We start from the raw sequence: 18,130 nt of genomic DNA on the forward strand, positions 1-18,130 counted from the left end.
TCATCGCTGGATGATGACCAGGCGCTCGCGCGTCATCTCCCGCACCGCGTAGTGCGGGCCCTCCTTGGTGTTGCCGCTGTCGCGGACACCGCCGTAGGGCATCTGGTCGGTGCGGAACGTCGGCACCTCGTTCACGAGGACCCCGCCGAAGTCGAGCTCGTAGGAAGCGCGCAGCGCGGTGTCGAGGTCGGCGGTGAACACCGCGGCCTGCAACCCGTAGCGGGTGTCGTTGGCCTGCTTGACCGCATCGTCGAAGTCGTCGTAGGCGATGATCCCCACGAGGGGGCCGAAGACCTCGGACCGGCACACCTCCATGTCCGGGGTGACGTTGGCGAGCACCGTGGGCCGCAGCACCCCGCCTTCGAGCTCACCGCCCGCCAGCACCTTGGCCCCGCCGGCGACGGCCTCGTCGATCCATCCCCGGACCCGGTCGGTCTCCTTGGGGCTGATGAGCGACGAGACGTCGGTGGCCTCGTCGAGCGGGTCACCGACCACGAGCGCCTCGACCTTGGGCACCAGCGCCTCGGTGAACCGATCGACGATGTCACGGTGCACGTAGACCCGCTGGGTGGAGATGCACGACTGCCCGGCGTGGCTGAAGCCGGCCACCGAGATCTTGGCGGCGGCCGTGGACCAGTCGCCCGAGGGCTCGATGATCACCGGCGCGTTGTTGCCCAGCTCAAGGCCGACGTGCTTCTCGGCAGCCTTGGCCGCGATCCCCCAACCCACCTCGGGCGAGCCCGTGAACGTGATGGCGGCGATGTCGGGGTGCTCGACGAGCGGGTCGCCCACCGTGCCGCCGGACCCCGTCACGACGTTGAGCCACCCGGCAGGGAGCCCGCACTCGTCCATCAGGATCTCCGACAGGCGGATGGCGGAGAAGGGCGTCTGGCTGGCGGGCTTCAGGACCATCGGGCAGCCCGCGGCGATGGCCGGCGCCACCTTGTGCGCCACGAGGTTCAGTGGGAAGTTGAACGGCGAGATGGCCGCCACCACTCCGCGCGGGACGCGCAGGGTGAAGGCGAGCTTGCCCTCGCCGGGCTGGGCACCATCGACCGGCACGATCTCGCCGACGAGCGTGCGGGCTTCGACCGCAGCCGACTGGAAGGTGATGACCGTGCGCTCGGCCTCGACCCGCGCCGTGCGGATCGGCTTGGCCGACTCCTCGGCGATGATCGTGGCCAGCTCGTCGCGGTGGGCGGCCACGGCCACCGCCGCGGCATCGAGGATCTCGGCCCGCCGCCACGGCGGCAGGGGCTCGGCCAGCCGAGCCTTGGCGGCCGCGATGGCCGCCTCGACGTGCTCCGGGCCGCAGCGCGGGACCCGACCGATCTCGTGGCCGTCGAAGGGAGACACCACCACGAGGCTCTCGGCGGTGGTGACGGATTCGGTGCCGATGCGAACTGCACGCTGATCGGACATGGGGGGCTCCGGGGGTCGAGAGGTGTGCACGAGCGTCTTATCACCGTTCCTGACGCGCATCACCGCTACCCTGCCGCCGTGCCGTCCAGCCAGTGGCCGTTCCTCGATCACCCGGGCCCGCTGGCCTTCGCGCACCGTGGCGGAGCCGGCGCCTGGCCCGAGAACACGATGCCCGCGTTCGAGGGCGCGGTGGCCCTCGGGTACCAGTGGGTCGAGACCGATGCGCACGTCACGGCCGACGGGATCTGCCTGGCGTTCCACGACGACCACCTCGACCGGGTCACCGATCGGAACGGGGTCATCGCCGAGCTCCCCTACGCCGAGGTCCGCCAGGCCCGGGTCGACGGCCGGGAGCCGATCCCGCTCATGGAGGACCTGATCGGCACCTTCCCCGAGCTCCGCGTCAACATCGATCCCAAGCACGACGGCGCCGTCGACGCCCTGGTGTCGGTCATCGAGCGCACCGGAGCGATCGACCGCGTGTGCGTGGGGTCCTTCTCCGACAAGCGGATCGAGCGGTTGCGCGACGCGCTCGGTCCCCGCCTCTGCACCTCGCTGGGACCGAAGGCCATCGCCCGCCTGCGCGGCGGCTCGTTCGGCCTCCCCACGGGCAGCATCGAGGGCGCCTGCGCCCAGGTGCCCCACAAGTACAAGGGCGTGGCGGTCACCGACCGCCGCTTCGTCGATCGGGCGCACGCGGCCGGCCTCCAGGTGCACGTGTGGACCATCGACGACCCCGACGAGATGCACGAGCTCCTCGACCTCGGCGTCGACGGGATCATGACCGACCACCCCACGGTCCTCCGAGAGGTCCTGCGCAGCCGAGGCGCCTGGTACTGACGCGGTCTGCGGCCCGTCTCAGGAGGTGGGCGACGGATCCGTGAAGACCGGCGGGCGCTTCTCGAAGTAGGCCATCACCGCTTCGATCTGGTTGGGCGACCCCATGACCTCGGTCATGAGCCGGGTCTCCTCGAGGAACGACTCGGCGAGCGGTCGCGTGCCCGCGGCGTTGAGGAGCGCCTTGGTGCCGCGGATCGCGGCCGGGTTCTTGGCGGCGATCTCGTGGGCCAGCTCGAGCGCACTGGCCCGCGGGTCGTCGGCCGTGCGGGTGGCCAGGCCCATCGCCACCGCCTCGGTGCCCGAGATCATGCGGCCCGTGAAGGCGAGCTCCTTGGCCACGTCGAGGCCGACCAAGCGCGGCAGCATCTGCAGCCCGGTCATGTCCGGCAGCAGGCCCCAGCGGATCTCGAGCACGGACAGGGTGGCGTCGGGAGCCACGATCCGGATGTCGGCGCCGAGCGCGATCTGGATGCCTCCGCCCAGGGCCACGCCGTGCACCGCGGCGATCACCGGCACCTCCATCGCGGTCCACGTGTACGCCACCTGCTGGGCGACGTTGGCGATGCGGCCGTCGCTCCGGCCGCCCAAGAGCACACCCGCGCCGCTGCCGCCGGGCCGGCCGCCTCCTTGGTCGCCGCCGCCCATGAACGCCTCGACATCGAGGCCGGCGCAGAACCCGCGGCCCTCGCCGGACAGGACGACCGCCCGGATGCGCGGGTCGGCGGCGACCGCATCGCCCGCCTCGACGAGCGCGAGGAACATGGCGGCGTCGAGCGCGTTCATCTTGTCGGGCCGGTTCATGCGCACATCGGCCACGCCATCGGCGACATCGATCGTGACTCGCTCGGTCATGGACCCTCCTCGGGACGACGGATGGACAGTCTGGCGCGCCCGGCGGCAACTCCGACGAGACCCTCGGTTCTGTGGATGGACTGTGCATGGACCTGTGCAACCCAGTGGTGAACCTGGGGAGAACGGAAAAGGTTGGGGGACAACCCTGGGGACGGCAGAAAAGTCCTTGACCAGGGTCCGCGCCGCAGCGCATGGTGTCCCTCGCCAGGCCGCACGGAGCGGTACGAGCACCGGGCAGGAAGCCCCCGGAAGGACCGACCAGCTTGCTGGGAGGACCGGACGAGGGTGGGTTCGGTGGTCGAATCGCCACCGGCTCCTGGTGGATGCGGAATCCAGCGAGCGTCGCCTCCGGGCGGCGGGAGCGGGACCCGGATCCGGGTGCCGAGCCGGCACCGAGGCCTTCGGGTCGCGGTGGCGGGGAGACGCCCAGCCGGCCACCTGGCGCCGGAGCCCTCGGGCCCCGGAGCGAAGGAGCGGGCACCGCCGGCCACTCGGCCCGCAGCCCTCCGGGGAAGCGGGATGGAGAGCAGGCACCGCCGGTACCCGGCACCGAGGCCTTCGGGCCCACGGACAGGGGATCCGGCAGCCGGCCACTCGGCCCGCAACCCTCCGGGGAAGCGGGATGGAGAGCAGGCACCGCCGGTACCCGGCACCGAGGCCTTCGGGCCCACGGACAGGGGATCCGGCAGCCGGTCGCTCGGCGCCGAGGCCCTCGGGTCGCGGTGGCCACGACAGGCACCGTCGGGAACGTCGGGTCGCCGCCTTCGGGAGGTGGCCCGGGCGCCTGGCACGGTCGGCCCCGAGGAGCTGGCGAGGGAAACCCCGTCGGTTACTCGGGGCCTCCACCGTTTTCGGGCCTCGCTCCCCGGATGCCGCCTGCTGCCGGTGGCTCAAGTTCGTCGCGCACGGGCCGACAGGACGCCGTGACCGGCCTGCTCCCCTCAGGCCTCCGAGGAGCCACCACCATGTCACCGTCTCGAATCCGGCCTCACCACCGCATCGCCGTGCTGATCGCAGGCCTGGCCGTGGTGGCGACGTCGTGCAGCCTGCTGAGCAACGACGATGGCAAGGCCTCGACGGCGGACGGCGGACCCGGGGTCGTCGAGAGCGGCCTCGACCAGGCCGGCACGCCGCAGCGCGGCGGCCAGCTGGTGTACGGGCTGGAGGCCGAGGTCAGCGACAAGGGCTACTGCCTCCCGGAGGCAGAGCTGGCCATCTCGGGGATGCAGGTGGCCCGGTCGATCTACGACACCCTCACGGTGCCCGACTCCCAGGGCAACTACGTGCCGTACCTCGCCAAGGCGATCGACCACGACGACACCTACAAGAAGTGGACGATCACCCTCCGCTCGGGCATCACGTTCCACGATGGATCGACCCTCGACGCCAAGGTCGTCAAGAACAACCTCGACGCCTACCGCGGCACGTACCCCGGGCGCAGCCCGCTGCTCTTCAGCTTCGTGATGTCGAACGTGGCGGACGTGAAGGCGATCAACGAGCTCACCGTGCAGGTCACCGCCAAGAAGCCGTGGGTGGCGTTCCCGGCCGTCCTGTACGCCTCGGGGCGCCTGGGGATCATGGCGCAGAAGCAGCTCGACGCCGATCCCACGGACTGCTCCACCAAGCCCATCGGCACCGGCCCGTTCTCGTTCGTGTCGTGGACCCGCGACGAGTCGCTCAAGGTCCGCCGCTACCCCAAGTACTGGCAGACGGCCCCGGACGGGAAGCCGTACCCGTACCTCAACGCGATCGAGTTCCGCCCCATGCAGAACAGCGACGCCCGCATCGCGGCGCTCGAGCAGGGCGAGATCAACATGATGCACACCTCCACCTCGGCCGACATGGCCGGCGTGCTCCCCCAGCTGCGCGACAGCGGGGCCATCAACCTGACGGTCTCGTCGGACCGCACCGAGGTCTCGTACCTGATGATGAACTCGTCGAAGGCCCCCCTCGGCGACCGCGACGCCCGCCTGGCGATCGCCCACTCGATCGATCGCAAGGCGCTCAACCAGCAGGCGAACAGCGACTTCCCGGCGATCGCCGACGGACCGTTCGCACCCGGCGTGCTCGGCCACCTCGACGACCCTGGGTTCCCGGGCTTCGACCTGGCCGCCGCCAAGGCCGAGGTCGCGAAGATGAAGGCCGCGCATCAGGACACCTCGATGTCGCTGCTGACCTCCGCGGGGCCGGTGGCGGTGCGCCAGGCCCAGATCCAGAAGAACATGCTCGAGGCCGCAGGCTTCAAGATCACCCTCGAGATCGAGACCGAGGGCGACCTGATCTCTCGCGTGATCGCCGGCGACTACGAGCTCGCCGCCTTCCGCAACCAGCCCGGTGAAGACCCCGACATGGACTACATCTGGTGGTACGGCGAGGGGAACCCCGTCAACTTCGGGCGCTTCAACGACCCCGTGATCAACCAGAACCTCGACAAGGCGCGCAGCAACCCCGACCTCGAGGTGCGGCGCAAGGCGTACGAGGCCATCAACCGCGAGTTCGCCAAGCAGGCCTGGAACGTGTGGCTCTGGTACGCCCCCTGGGCCGTCGCGGAAGCCTCGAACGTGCACGGCGTCCTGGGCCCCGATCTGCCCGGTTCCCAGGGTCCGGCGTCGACGCGGCTGGTGACCGGGCACTCGCTGCTCGGGGTGTGGATCGACCGGAACTGACGTTCTCGCAATTCGCTCAACGAGCGCGACAACGTCACCCGAAAACGGCCGCTATGGTCGCGGTCACGTCGCTTGCCAGGGGTCACACCGAGCAGCGACCGACCTACACCGCACATCCAGGGGAAACAATGCGTCGAGTCAGCCGAACGTCGGGACGTCGAGTCAGTGGTCTGGTGGCCACCGCACTCGCGTTCAGCCTCCTCGCCGCCGCGTGCGGCGGCACGAAGGCCAGTGACAAGGAGTCGGAGAAGACCCTCAAGCAAGAGGGCCTCACCGCGTCCGCGGGCGAGAGCGGCCTCAAGGACGCGGGCACGCCCAAGCGCGGCGGCAAGATCGTCTACGGCGTCGAGGCCGACACCAACGGCGGCTACTGCCTGCCCGAGGGCCAGCTCGCCATCTCCGGGATGATGGTCGTGCGGGCCATCTACGACACCCTCACGGTGCCCAACTCCGAGGGCGACTACGTGCCGTACCTCGCCAAGAGCGTCACCCCGAACGCCGACTACACCGAGTGGACCATCACCGTCCGCGACGGCATCAAGTTCCACGACGGCACGCCGCTCACCGGCAAGGTCGTCCAGAACAACATCGATGCGTACCGGGGCTCCTACCCCGGCCGCAGCCCCCTGCTGTTCACCTTCGTCCTCCAGAACATCAAGAGCACCTCGTCCGAGGGCCAGGTCGTGAAGGTCCAGACCAAGGTGCCGTGGATCGCCTTCCCGGCGTTCCTCTACAGCTCCAGCCGCATGGGGATCATGGCGCAGTCGCAGCTCGACGACGCCAAGAGCTGCGATCGCAAGCTCGTCGGGACCGGCCCCTTCAAGTTCAAGAGCTGGACCCCCAACGACAAGCTCGAGGGCGTCCGCAACCCCGACTACTGGCAGACGGCCCCCGATGGGAAGCCCTACCCGTACGCCGACTCGATCGAGTTCCGGGTGCTGACCGACAACACCGTGCGCATCAACTCGCTCATGAGCTCCGACGGCGCCAACATCATCCACACCACCGACGCCGAGTCGATCGGCGGCACGCTGCTCGACGCCCGCAACAACGGCAAGATCAACATGCTCGTGTCCGAGGACGGGGCTGAGGTGTCGTTCGTGCAGCTCAACGCCGCGAAGCCTCCGTTCGACGACATCAACATGCGCAAGGCGCTGGCGTACGGCACCGACCGGGTCGACATCAACAAGACCCAGAACAACAGCCTGCCCACCGTCGCCAACGGCCCCTTCGCCACCGACTCCGTCGCCTACGTCCAAGACCCCGGCTTCCCGAAGTACAACCTGGCCAAGGCCAAGGAGCTCGTGAAGAAGTACGTCGACAGCGGCGGCAAGGCCGAGTTCGCCCTCACCACCACCTCTGATCCCACCACGGTGCAGCTCGCCGAGCTGACCCAGCAGAAGGCAGCGCAGATCGGCGTCAAGGTCACCATCATCAAGCGGGACCAGGCGGCGCTCATCAACGACGCCATCGGCCACAAGTACGAGGCGATGCTGTTCCGCAACTACCCCGGTGGCGATCCTGACATCAACTACGTGTGGTGGTACGGCGCCAAGAGCAACCCGGTCAACTTCGGCGGCTACAACGACGCCACCATCGACAAGCTGATGGACGAAGGCCGCAGCGAGCCCGATGCCGCCAAGCGCGCCGACATCTACAAGCAGGTGAGCGCCGAGTTCGCCAAGCAGGTCTGGAACATGTGGTCCTGGTTCACCCCTTGGGCCGTCGCCGAGAAGAGCAACGTCCACAACATCCTCGGCCCGCCGCTGCCCGGCAGCGATCCGTCGAAGCCCGGCGAGGAGACCACCACCGACCCGGCGCTCCAGCCCTGGACCGGCCTCGCCACCGGCCACTCCCTCCTCGGGCTCTGGATCGACAACTGATCCGCTCCGCACCTTGTCCGTTGTCAGCTGTGGCGGATCGTCGGGCCTCCGACGATCCGCCTGAGGGAGGCACACACCGATGCTGTTGATCGGCAAGCGGTTGCTCCAACTCATCGTCGTGTTCGTGTGCGTCACGTTCTTCACGGTGCTGCTCATCTCGATGGTCCCCGGGAAGCCGGAGGTCCTGGTGATCCCGTTCGACAGCACGGGCCACCAGCGCGAGCAGTTCCGCGAGGACAACCACCTCGACCGCTCGATCTTCATCCAGTGGGGCTACTGGGCGAAGGACTTCGTCCGTGGCGACATGGGCAACTACTACACGTCCACCGGCACCAACCCGGTGCGCACCCAGATCGGCCGGGCCCTCCCGATCTCGGCGCTGCTGATCCTGTACGTGCAGATCGTCTCGCTCGGCATCGCCATACCCCTGGCGGTCTGGGCCGCCTACCGATCCGGCAGCAGGGCGGACAAGCTCTTCAACGCGGGCGCGTTCGGGTGCATCTCGCTCCCGGGCTTCGCGGTCGCGCTCATAGCCACCTACATCTTCGGCGTGAAGATGAGCTTGGTGCCCACCGATGGCTACACGTCGCCGTCACAAGGCCTCGGCCAGCACTTCCGATCGATGGCCGTCCCGGTCCTCGCCCTGTCGCTCGGCCAGATCGCCGTGTACATGCGGCTGCTGCGCTCCGACCTCGTCACCACGCTCCAGGAGGACTTCATCCTCATGGCCAAGGCCAAGGGGATCTCGAACCGCCGGGTGCTGTGGCGCCACGCGCTGCGACCCTCCAGCCTCACGCTGCTCACGGTGGCGGGCCTCAGCATCGGCACGCTCATCGGCGGCGCGCTGGTGGTCGAGTACCTCCTGCGCATCCCGGGCATGGGCACGCTCATCGGTACCGCGGTCGCCTCCCGCCAGTACGTCGCCCTGCAGAGCTCGGTGGCGCTCATCGCCATCTTCTTCGTGCTGATGAACTTCCTGATCGACTACCTGTACACCGTGCTCGATCCCCGCATCCGGGAGCGTCGCTCATGACCACCATCGTCGCTGAACCTGCGGTCTCCACCGAGGCCTCCCCCGTCGACGTGCACGTCACGAAGAAGAAGGGCCTCGGGTTCACCGGCTGGCTCGCGGCCGGCTGGCTGATCCTGATCATCGGGTCGGCCATCCTCGCCCCGATCCTCCCGTTGGACGATCCCAACGCCCAGGTGGCGCCGAAGCGGTTCGCGCCCCTGCAGGGCACGGGCCCGATCCTCGGCGCCGACGCCAACGGCCGAGACCTCCTGGCCCGCACCATCTACGGCGCCAGGGTCTCGCTCGTGATCGCCTTCGCCGCCGTGATGATCGGCTTCGTGATCGGCGGGTTCCTCGGACTGCTCGCCGGCTACTTCCGCAACTGGGCGGGCAACGCCCTCGTGAGCCTGTTCGACATCCTGCTCGCCATCCCCCAGCTCGTGCTCGCGCTCTCGCTGGTGGCCGTCCTCAAGGGCGACCCCACCAGCGACGACGGGTTCAAGCTGCCGGTCGAGCTCACGTTGATCATCGCCCTCGGCATCGTGTCCATCCCCCTGTTGGCACGGATCACGCGCGCCTCCACCTTGAGTTGGTCCCAGCGGGAGTTCGTGCTGGCCGCCAGAGCCCAGGGCGCCACGCACTGGCGCATCCTCGTCCGCGAGGTCCTGCCCAACGTGCTCCCCGCCATGGTGTCGATCGCCCTGCTCGGCATGGCCGTCGCCATCGTCGCCGAGGGCGGCCTGGCCATCCTCGGCGCCAGCGTCGAGCCGCCCCAGGCCACCTGGGGCACCATGATCGCCAGCGGCCAATCGGAGCTGCAGACCGCACCGTTCATCGTGTGGATCCCGATCTTCGCCGTGTTCGCCACCGCCGCATCGCTCAACTTCCTGGGCGACGTGATGCGGGAGCGCTTCGACGTCCGGGAGAGCGCACTGTGACCGACGCCCCCACCACCACCACCGAGCCCCAAGCCGCGCCCACCGCGGCCGGCGCTCCGCTGCTCCAGGTCACGGACCTCCACACCTCGTTCACCTCGGACCGGGGCACGGTCCGAGCGGTTCGGGGCGTCAGCCTCTCGCTCCAGCGCGGCCGCACCCTCGGCATCGTGGGCGAGTCCGGCTCGGGCAAGTCGGTCCTGTCCCGGTCGATCATGGGCCTCATGCCGAGCAACGCCACCCGCACGGGCAGCGTCGTCTACGACGGCACCGAGATCCTCAACGCCAGCCCGAGCACCATGCGGAACTACTGGGGCGACGAGATGGCGATGGTCTTCCAGGACCCGATGACCGCCCTCAACCCGGTGCTGCGCGTCGAGCGCCAGATCACCGAGTCGCTCCACGAGCACCTAGACCTCAGCAAGCAGCAGGCCAAGGACACGGCCCTCGCGCTGCTCACCTCGGTGGGCATCCCCGAGCCGGCCCGCCGCCTGCGCATGTACCCCCACGAGATGTCGGGCGGCATGCGCCAGCGCATCATGATCGCCATCGCCCTGGCGTGCGGTCCCAAGATGCTCTTCGCCGACGAGCCCACCACGGCCCTCGACGTCACGGTGCAGGCGCAGATCCTCGACCTGCTCCAGCACCTGCAGACCGACCGCCAGATGGCGATGATCCTGGTCACCCACGATCTCGGCGTGGTGGCGGGCCGCGCCCACGACATCGCGGTCATGTACGCCGGCGAGATCGTCGAGCAGGCGTCGGCCAAGGCGCTGTTCGCCAGCGTGCGCCACCCCTACACCGAGGCGCTGCTCCAGTCGATCCCCAAGCTGGAGATGGCCAAGCACACCAAGCTCGAGGCCATCGGCGGACGCCCGCCAGACCTCGTGAACCTGCCGCAGGGCTGCCCGTTCGCCCAGCGCTGCCGCTACGCGCAGGACCGGTGCCGCGACGAGGCCCCTGCCCTGCTGCCCGACCCCGATGACGCCACGCACCTGGTGGCGTGCCACTTCCCGGTCGGAACCGCCGCCGAGCAGCCCCGCCACGAGGCCCTCGCCGACACCCAGCTCGACCACGCCGCGGGCGACGACGTCGTCTTCGAACCCGATCCTGAAGGAGCCAGCTGATGGCCGGCGTCGGCGATGCCCACCTGCGTGCCGAGGGCGAGCCCCTGCTGCGCGTCGAGAACCTGGTCGTCGAGTTCAAGACGGGCAAGAAGAACGTCGTCCACGCCGTGACCGACGTGAGCCTCGATGTGCTCGAGGGCGAGACGCTCGGCCTCGTGGGCGAGTCGGGCTGCGGCAAGTCCACCACCGGCAAGGCGATCATGCAGCTGCCCACGCCAACGAGCGGCAAGGTGCTGTTCGACGGCAGGGACCTGGCCGCGGTCGAGGGCAAGGAGCTGCGCGAGCTGCGCACCCAGCTCCAGATGATCTTCCAGGACCCGATCTCGTCGCTGAACCCCCGCCGCAAGGTCGAAGACATCGTGTCCGAGGGCCTCAACATCTGGAAGTCCGGCTCCAAGCAGGACCGCGCCACCAAGGTCGACGAGATGCTGCTCACGGTCGGACTCGACCCGGCGGTGGCACGCGGGCGGCGCCCTCACCAGTTCTCCGGCGGCCAGTGCCAGCGCATCTCGATCGCGCGGGCCGTGGTCACCGAGCCCCGGCTGATCGTGTGCGACGAGCCGGTCTCGGCCCTCGACGTGTCGGTGCAGGCGCAGATCCTGAACCTGCTCGAGGACATGAAGGAGCGCTACCGGCTCACCCTCTTGTTCATCGCCCACGACCTCGCCGTGGTGAAGAACATCAGTGACCGCGTGGCGGTGATGTACCTCGGCCGGCTGTGCGAGGTCGGCGATCCCGACCTCCTGTACGCCGCACCAGCACACCCGTACACCACGGCCCTGCTGAGCGCGATCCCGGTCCCCGACCCGTCGGTGCGGCCCGATGCCCGCACCACGCTCGGCGGCGAGATCCCCTCGCCGCTGTCGCCGCCGTCGGGCTGCCGCTTCCGCACCCGTTGCCCCAAGGCCGATGCCCAGTGCGTCGAGGAGGTGCCGGTGATGCGCAAGGTCGAGGGCGAAGGCGACCACTACGTGGCCTGCCACCACCCGATGGAGCCGGGCGAGACGCTCACCTCGGTCACCCTCACCGGGGCCAACGCCTGACCACTCCCCCGTCGTCGTCGCCCGGCCGGCGTGCTCGGGCACCACGGTTGGACCCTGACACCCGGCGGGGCCTCATCGCCGACGCCGCGGAGTCGCTCCTGGCCGAGCACGATCCGCTGCTCGTCACGTTCGATCAGGTGGCCACGGCGGCCGGCGTGTCCCGCGCGCTCGTGCACACCTACCTGGGCGATCGGCGCGGCCTCATCGACGCGGTGCAGGTGCAGATCGTCGGCCGGCTCGACACGTGGGTCGGTCACGGCCTGCGCCGCGCCACCACCCCCCGGGCCCGGCTGCGGGCCGTCGTGCAGGGGGTGTTCGCGTTCGTGGAGGCCGAGCAGGACGCTTGGGGCGTGCTCGGCGCCAGCGGGGGGTTCGACCACCCCGCCCTGCACGGGGTGCGGGGCCGGTGGGCGGCGCAGCTGGCCGGCGAGGGGGCCGATGACGACCTCCGCGGGCAGATCGTGGTGGGCGCGGTGCTGGGCGGTGTCGGCTCGTGGGTGAACCGAGGGGTCGACCCCGACCGGGTGGAGGCGGCGCTGGCCCCCCTGCTGGTCGACCCCGCCCTCTGACGCAGCCCGGTCAGATGCCGAAGTCGGCCTGCTTCACCCGGGCGACGGCGGCGTCGGGGCCGTCGTAGACGACCCGAGCCGCGCTCCGCCGGCCGTACAGCTCGAGCACCAGCTCGCCCGCCGGCCCGACGATCGAGACCTGATCGGGACCGCTCCCCGTCCGGCGCTCGGAGCCGTCGTCGCGGACCAGCGCCAGCTCGACGCCCTTGACGCCGGCCTTGCGGACCATCAGCGGCGCCATCTTCGTGAGCATCCCCCAGAGGGCGTCGTCGAGGTCGGGCCGATCGGTGCGCGGCTCGCGCCCATCGGCCCGCCGGACGTCCTCGTGATGGACGTAGAACTCGACCAGGTTGGCGAAGCGGCGGACCGCAGCGATCTTCATCGGCCCGAACGGCGGGCCCGAGCGGATGAGGTCGACCAGCCCCTGGTAGCCGTGGCGGCGCAGCTGGGCCTCCATCCGCGACTCGGTGAAGCCCGCGAACCACGGCACCATGATCCCCGCCGAGCCGATCAGGTCGCGCTCTCGGACCACCAGGTGCGCCGCCAGGTCGGCGGTGGTCCACTCGCCCGAGAGGGTGGGCGCATCGGGCCCGAGCTCCGTGAAGAGGTCGCACAGCTCGGAGCGCTCGCGCAGGTCGAGATCGATGGCCATGGCCTGGACCGTACCGGTCCAGTGGGACCGGGAGAGCAGACGTGGCAGGATGCCGGACATGCAGGCAACCCTCCACACCAACGCCGGAGACATCCGGATCACCCTCTTCGACGACAAGGCCCCCAAGACCGTGGGCAGCTTCGTCAGCCTCGCCAAGGGCGAGCCGTCCTGGCGCGACCAGGAGATCGGCCAGGACCGCACCGAGCCCTTCTACGACGGCCTGATCTTCCACCGCGTCATCTCCGGCTTCATGATCCAGGGCGGCTGCCCGACCGGCAGCGGCACCGGCGGCCCCGGCTACAACTTCGATGACGAGATCGCCCCCGGCCTCGACTTCAACCAGCCCTACAAGCTGGCCATGGCCAACGCCGGCTCCCGGGGCGGCAAGGGCACCAACGGCTCGCAGTTCTTCATCACGGTCGGCCCCACGCCGCACCTGGTCGGCAAGCACGCCATCTTCGGCGAGGTGGCCGATGCCGAGAGCCGCGCCGTGGTCGATGCCATCGCCTCCACGCCGGTGGGCCGGGGCGACCGCCCCGTCAACGACGTGGTGATCAACAGCGTCACCATCGACGACTGATCCCGCCTCGTGGAGCTCGATCTCGCAGCCATCCACGAGGCCCTCGCTGCGGAGCTCGGTGACCGGCCCTGCCTGGTCTGGCGCGACCAGACCTGGAGCTGGGACCAGGTCACCGAGCGCACGCGACGGATCGCCAACGTGCTGCTCTCGCACGGCATCGGCCGCCGCCGCACGTTGGCGGAGTGCACCGGGTGGGAGTCGCCGCACGACCACGTGGCCCTCTACCTGCACAACGGCAACGCCTACCTGGAAGCGCAGCTCGGCGCGGCCAAGGCCGGTGCCGCCGCGTTCAACGTCAACTACCGCTACGTGGCCGACGAGCTGGCGTACCTCTTCCTCGACTCATCCGCGGCCGCCATCGTCTACCAGGGCTGCTTCGCCTCCACGCTGGCCGACGTGCTCCCCCGCCTCCCCCAGCAGCCGCTGCTGCTGCGGGTCGACGACGGCTCGGGCGACGAGCTGCTCCCCGGCGCCCTCGACTACGACGCCGCCCTCGCTGCCGCCTCCCCGGAGCCCCCGGCCGTCACCACCTCGCCCGACGACCTCTACGTGCTCTACACCGGCGGCACCACCGGCAACCCGAAGGGGGTGCTGTGGCGCCAGGCCGACTTCCTGGTGGCCGCACTCGGGGTCCGCCGCAAGGACGGCTCCGACTACGAGGCGATGAAGGAGCTCGTCGAGCCCGCCGTGCGCCGCAACCTCGCCACGCTGCCGGCCCCGCCGCTCATGCACGGTGCGGCGATGTGGAACGCCCTCAGCACCTGGATCAGCGGTGGCACCATCGTGGTGCAGGACCAGGTCGACCGCATGGACCCGGCCGACATCCTCGACACCTGCGAGCGGCACCGAGTCACCTCGCTGCTGATCGTGGGCGATGCGTTCGCCCGCCCCCTCATCGACGAGCAGCGGCGCCGGGCGCGAGACCTGTCGAACCTGCGCTTCGTGCTCACGGGCGGCGCCATCTTGTCGCCGGCGCTGCGGCGCGAGCTGCTCGACCTCCTCCCTGCGGTGCGGATCGTCGATGTCCTGGGCTCCTCGGAGTCGGGCCGCCAGGCGGTGGCGTCCACGGTGGCCAGCGACGAGATCGGGCCCACCCGGTTCGCGCCCTCCGACACCGCCGCCGTGCTCGACGACGACCTCACCCGCCGCCTGGCACCGGGCGAGCCCGAGATCGGGTGGCTGGCCCAGGGCGGCCGCATCCCGCGCGGCTACCTCGGCGACGAGGCCAAGACCCGGGCCACCTTCCCCGTGATCGACGGGGAGCGGTGGTCGGTCCCCGGCGATCGAGCGGCGCTTCGGGCCGATGGCACCGTCGAGCTGCACGGCCGCGAGTCGGTCACCATCAACACCGGGGGCGAGAAGGTGTTCGCCGAAGAGGTCGAGCAGGTGCTCAAGCACCACCCGGGCGTCTACGACGTGCTCGTGGTCGGGCGGCCCAGCGCGCAATGGGGTCAAGAGGTGGTCGCCGTCGTGACGCCCACGCCGGGCGCCACGGTGACCCTCGCCGAGCTCCGAGAGGTCGGTGGCGCCCACCTCGCCCGCTACAAGCTCCCGAAGGCGCTGATCCTCGCCGATCGCATCTCGCGATCGCCCTCGGGCAAGCCCGACTACGGCTGGGCCCGCCAGCTGGCCGTCGAGGCCGGCACGCAGACCTAGGAGGTGGGGTGGCGGTCGCGTGCGAACCGCCGCTACGGTCCCTCCACCGGGGAACACGCGTTCGCCGGTCGATCCCCGTCATGTCCGAGCGAACCGTCCCCCTCCCCTTCCCGATCGACCTGCCGCGCACGTTCTTCGGGATCCGGCGGGGTCGCCACGATCCCACCTGCCGCATCGACGGCACCGGGATCTGGCGGGCCTCCCGCAGCCCGGCGGGTCCGGTGACCCTCCACCTGGTCGCCCACGACGACCGGGTCGAGGCCGAGGCCTGGGGCCCCGGCGCCGAGGCGGCCCTCGATGCCGTCCCGAGCCTCATCGGCTGCCACGACGACTCGTCCGACTTCCATCCCGAGCACCCGCTGGTGGAGCGCCTGTGGCGAGACCTGTCGGGTGTCCGCGTCCCTCGGTCCGGCGCCGTCACCGAGACGCTCGTCAACGTCGTGCTCGAGCAGCGCGTCACCACGTTCGAGGCGCGGCGGGCCCAGAGCCAGATCGTCACCCGGTGGAGCGAGCCCGCACCGGGCCCCACCGAGCTCCTGCTCCCGATCGACCCCGAGGTCCTCGCCAACATCGCCTACTACGACCTCCACGTCGTCGGGGTCGAGCGCAAGCGGGCCGACACGGTCCGTCGGGTGGCGGCGTCCACGCGCCGGCTCGAGGCCCTGGTCGCCCTGCCCCCGGCGGAGGCCCACCAGCGGTTGGTCCAGATCCAGGGCGTCGGCCCGTGGAGCGCCGCCGAGGTGGCGCTGGTGGCGCTCGGCGACGCCGATGCGGTCCCGATCGGCGACGTCCACCTGCCGGCGGGTGTCACGTTCGCGCTGCTCGGCGAGGCCATCGACGACGACGACGTGATGCTCGAGGCGCTGGAGCCGTTCGCCGGCCACCGAGGCCGGGTGGTCCGCCTCATCGGCGCCGCGGGCATCGCGGCGCCTCGCCACGGCCCCCGCTACGCGCCTCGAGACATCCGCGACCAGTGAGCCTGTGGACAACTTCTCCAATCCACAGGCTTGCGCCCCTTCCTCCCCACACGGCGTCCGTCGTACCGTGACGTGACGACGCCGGAGGAGGACCCATGTCGAGCTACCGCATCACCCTCAAGGACCGCAGCACCGAGGAGATCGATGACGCCGACGCGTATCAGCAGGAAGGCCAGATGACCACGTTCTTCCGGACCGGCTCCGGGCGCCAGGTGGTCGACACCTGGAGCACCCGCATGGCCAGCTTCCGCACCACCGAGATCATCGCCATCCGACGGGTGGAGGCCGCGGTGGCGGCGCCCTCGGTGGTCACCGACCTGCGCAGCGCGTAGTCCCGCGCCGAGCCCACCGCCTCCGCGATACTGACCGCATGTCGCTCGCCGATCCCGTCCCCACCGAGCAGACGTTCGCCTGCCCCCGCTGCGAGCTCGAGGTCACCGAGGCCTGGTACGGACCGTGCACCCCCTGCCGGCAGGAGCTCCGCGCCGTCGTCGCCGGCGCCGCCCGCACGGTCGACACCGAGTACGTGCCGAAGATGAACGTCACGCCGAACGCGGTGGCCAGCAAGGACTGACCGGCCCGATCAGGCCTTGGCCTGGTCGGCCTGCTCGCGGATCCCTGCGGGAGGCGGCGGGCCCGGACGGCGCGACGGCCCGCCCACCAGCGACTTGAAGCGCTGGAGCGGGCGCTCGAGCAGGTACCAGCTGGCGGCGGCGAACGCGGCGCCGAACACCAGCCCGACGGTGAGCAGGTACCAGAAGTTGCTGTTCCCGGGAGGGGTGTGCACCCAGCCGGGCCACTTCTCCTCACCGAACGCACCGAAGCTCTGGATCGAGCGCTTCATCCAGTCGAAGTGCCAGAGGTAGATGCCGTAGGACACCGAGCCGATCCACACGATCGGGCGCCACGACCAGGTGCGGCGCACCGGCCCGCGGTCCTGGGCGCCGAACACGGCCGGCACCATCAAGAGCACCGTGAACAGGCCCAGGGTGATCTGGCGGCGGTGCCAGAACCAGCCGGTGTAGCCGGTCTCGAAGCTGACGGGCCCCACGCGGTAGGCGTACCAGAGGAAGAGCAGCACGGCGGCGGCCCACCACGGCTCGGCCCACGAAGCGATCCGGTCGAGGCGCGCCCGCAGCCCCGCATCGTTGGCCGCCCACACCGACACCGCGGCCAGGGCCATGCCGGTGGCGAACAGGTCGAGGTTGGTGGGCAGCCAGGTGAAGGCGATGGCTCGCTGCGACGGCCACCACACATCGATGGCGACGCGAGCGGCCAGACCCAGGAGCCAGAGCCCCGCGCAGCCCACGAGGTGCCACAGGGCCCGGGCCCGGGCGCTCGGTGCCCGGCGGGCCACCAGGCCGATGGCGACCGCCCACACGGGGATGAGCAGGTAGAAGGTCATCTCCGTGCACAGGCTCCAGGCCTGGACGATGCCGCCGAGGATCGTGTAGCGGGAGTAGATCTGCAGGAACAGGTAGTACTTCCACCAGTCGTGACCGAACGTGTAGGCGCCGAGCAGCCAGAAGAAGGTGAGCGCCACCCAGTACGCCGGCACGATGCGCAGCACCCGCCGCCACCAGAAGCTGAGCGTGCGCTGGGCTGGTCGGCCGGCGACGTGCGCGGCCACGAACGGGCGGTAGATCAAGAAGCCCGACAGCACGAAGAACACGGCCACGCCGCTGTCCATGACCGAGGTCAGGGTGTACAGGTGGCCCGTCCGGGCCGGTCCGGCGTAGGAGCCGGCGTGGTGCACGACCACCATCAGGGCCGCCATCGCCCGTAGGATCTCGAACCCGCCGAAATGCGCCCGCTCCACGGCGGGTCCGGTAGTTTCGGTGCCGTCGTGTGCCCTCACGGCCTCGGTCATCGAGCCCCCACCCCGGAGAACGTCGGGGGTCGCCCCGGTGCCTGCG

General features: G+C 70.4%; 17 protein-coding genes. 13 read left to right on the forward strand and 4 right to left on the reverse strand.

Annotated elements, in window-relative coordinates; translation table 11 throughout:
- Window positions 1-1,422 (reverse strand): aldehyde dehydrogenase family protein, encoded by a 1,422-nt coding sequence (locus ACPPVX_RS00795; RefSeq protein WP_426572976.1) that lies wholly within the window; start codon window positions 1,420-1,422, stop codon window positions 1-3.
- 78 nt (window positions 1,423-1,500) lie between these two features.
- Here ACPPVX_RS00795 and ACPPVX_RS00800 point away from each other — a divergent pair, with 78 nt between their 5' ends.
- Window positions 1,501-2,262: a glycerophosphodiester phosphodiesterase gene (locus ACPPVX_RS00800; protein ID WP_426572977.1), complete on the forward strand. Its 762-nt coding sequence runs from the start codon at window positions 1,501-1,503 to the stop codon at window positions 2,260-2,262.
- Window positions 2,263-2,280: 18 nt separating this feature from the next.
- Here the strand turns inward: ACPPVX_RS00800 and ACPPVX_RS00805 are convergent, their stop codons facing one another.
- A complete protein-coding gene (locus tag ACPPVX_RS00805) occupies window positions 2,281-3,114 on the reverse strand; it encodes a crotonase/enoyl-CoA hydratase family protein (protein WP_426572978.1) in 834 nt (277 codons plus the stop codon).
- 965 nt (window positions 3,115-4,079) lie between these two features.
- On the opposite strand from ACPPVX_RS00805, the gene ACPPVX_RS00810 reads away from it, so the two are divergent.
- From ACPPVX_RS00810 to ACPPVX_RS00840, 7 genes are all read left to right on the forward strand, one after another.
- Window positions 4,080-5,780: an ABC transporter substrate-binding protein gene (locus ACPPVX_RS00810; RefSeq protein ID WP_426572979.1), complete on the forward strand. Its 1,701-nt coding sequence runs from the start codon at window positions 4,080-4,082 to the stop codon at window positions 5,778-5,780.
- A gap of 173 nt (window positions 5,781-5,953) precedes the next feature.
- A complete protein-coding gene (locus tag ACPPVX_RS00815; RefSeq protein ID WP_426572980.1) occupies window positions 5,954-7,663 on the forward strand; it encodes an ABC transporter substrate-binding protein in 1,710 nt (569 codons plus the stop codon).
- A gap of 79 nt (window positions 7,664-7,742) precedes the next feature.
- On the forward strand, window positions 7,743-8,696 hold the full coding sequence (locus ACPPVX_RS00820) for an ABC transporter permease (RefSeq protein WP_426572981.1): 954 nt from the start codon (window positions 7,743-7,745) through the stop codon (window positions 8,694-8,696).
- Window positions 8,693-9,613 carry an ABC transporter permease gene (locus tag ACPPVX_RS00825; RefSeq protein WP_426572982.1) on the forward strand — a complete coding sequence of 307 codons (921 nt, stop codon included), beginning with the start codon at window positions 8,693-8,695 and terminating at the stop codon, window positions 9,611-9,613. Before ACPPVX_RS00820 ends, ACPPVX_RS00825 begins: the two co-directional genes overlap by 4 nt.
- Entirely contained in the window at window positions 9,610-10,737 is a 1,128-nt protein-coding gene (locus ACPPVX_RS00830; protein WP_426572983.1) for an ABC transporter ATP-binding protein, read from the forward strand. Before ACPPVX_RS00825 ends, ACPPVX_RS00830 begins: the two co-directional genes overlap by 4 nt.
- Complete coding sequence (locus ACPPVX_RS00835; protein ID WP_426572984.1) at window positions 10,737-11,780, forward strand: ABC transporter ATP-binding protein; 1,044 nt, start codon at window positions 10,737-10,739, stop codon at window positions 11,778-11,780. The genes ACPPVX_RS00830 and ACPPVX_RS00835 overlap by 1 nt, the downstream gene beginning before the upstream one ends.
- 47 nt (window positions 11,781-11,827) lie before the next feature.
- The gene (locus tag ACPPVX_RS00840) at window positions 11,828-12,349 is read left to right on the forward strand and encodes a TetR family transcriptional regulator (protein WP_426572985.1); all 522 of its coding nucleotides are present in this window, start codon (window positions 11,828-11,830) and stop codon (window positions 12,347-12,349) included.
- Window positions 12,350-12,359: 10 nt separating this feature from the next.
- Here ACPPVX_RS00840 and ACPPVX_RS00845 read toward each other — a convergent pair whose 3' ends face one another.
- Entirely contained in the window at window positions 12,360-13,001 is a 642-nt protein-coding gene (locus ACPPVX_RS00845; protein ID WP_426572986.1) for a TIGR03085 family metal-binding protein, read from the reverse strand.
- A 58-nt stretch (window positions 13,002-13,059) separates the two neighbouring features.
- Here ACPPVX_RS00845 and ACPPVX_RS00850 point away from each other — a divergent pair, with 58 nt between their 5' ends.
- From ACPPVX_RS00850 to ACPPVX_RS00870, 5 genes are all read left to right on the forward strand, one after another.
- Window positions 13,060-13,581, forward strand: a complete 522-nt coding sequence (locus tag ACPPVX_RS00850; RefSeq protein ID WP_426572987.1) for a peptidylprolyl isomerase — start codon at window positions 13,060-13,062, stop codon at window positions 13,579-13,581.
- 9 nt (window positions 13,582-13,590) lie between these two features.
- Window positions 13,591-15,237 carry an AMP-binding protein gene (locus tag ACPPVX_RS00855; protein WP_426572988.1) on the forward strand — a complete coding sequence of 549 codons (1,647 nt, stop codon included), beginning with the start codon at window positions 13,591-13,593 and terminating at the stop codon, window positions 15,235-15,237.
- Between the two features lie 80 nt (window positions 15,238-15,317).
- The gene (locus tag ACPPVX_RS00860; RefSeq protein ID WP_426572989.1) at window positions 15,318-16,214 is read left to right on the forward strand and encodes a DNA-3-methyladenine glycosylase family protein; all 897 of its coding nucleotides are present in this window, start codon (window positions 15,318-15,320) and stop codon (window positions 16,212-16,214) included.
- A 95-nt stretch (window positions 16,215-16,309) separates the two neighbouring features.
- Window positions 16,310-16,546: a hypothetical protein gene (locus tag ACPPVX_RS00865; protein WP_426572990.1), complete on the forward strand. Its 237-nt coding sequence runs from the start codon at window positions 16,310-16,312 to the stop codon at window positions 16,544-16,546.
- A 38-nt stretch (window positions 16,547-16,584) separates the two neighbouring features.
- On the forward strand, window positions 16,585-16,788 hold the full coding sequence (locus tag ACPPVX_RS00870) for a hypothetical protein (RefSeq protein WP_426572991.1): 204 nt from the start codon (window positions 16,585-16,587) through the stop codon (window positions 16,786-16,788).
- A gap of 9 nt (window positions 16,789-16,797) precedes the next feature.
- Here ACPPVX_RS00870 and ACPPVX_RS00875 read toward each other — a convergent pair whose 3' ends face one another.
- Window positions 16,798-18,084, reverse strand: coding sequence for an acyltransferase family protein (locus tag ACPPVX_RS00875; protein ID WP_426572992.1), 1,287 nt, complete (start codon window positions 18,082-18,084; stop codon window positions 16,798-16,800).
- Between the last annotated feature and the right edge of the window lie 46 nt (window positions 18,085-18,130).

Source organism: Aquihabitans sp. McL0605 (genome assembly GCF_049993875.1).
Lineage (GTDB): Bacteria > Actinomycetota > Acidimicrobiia > Acidimicrobiales > Iamiaceae > Aquihabitans.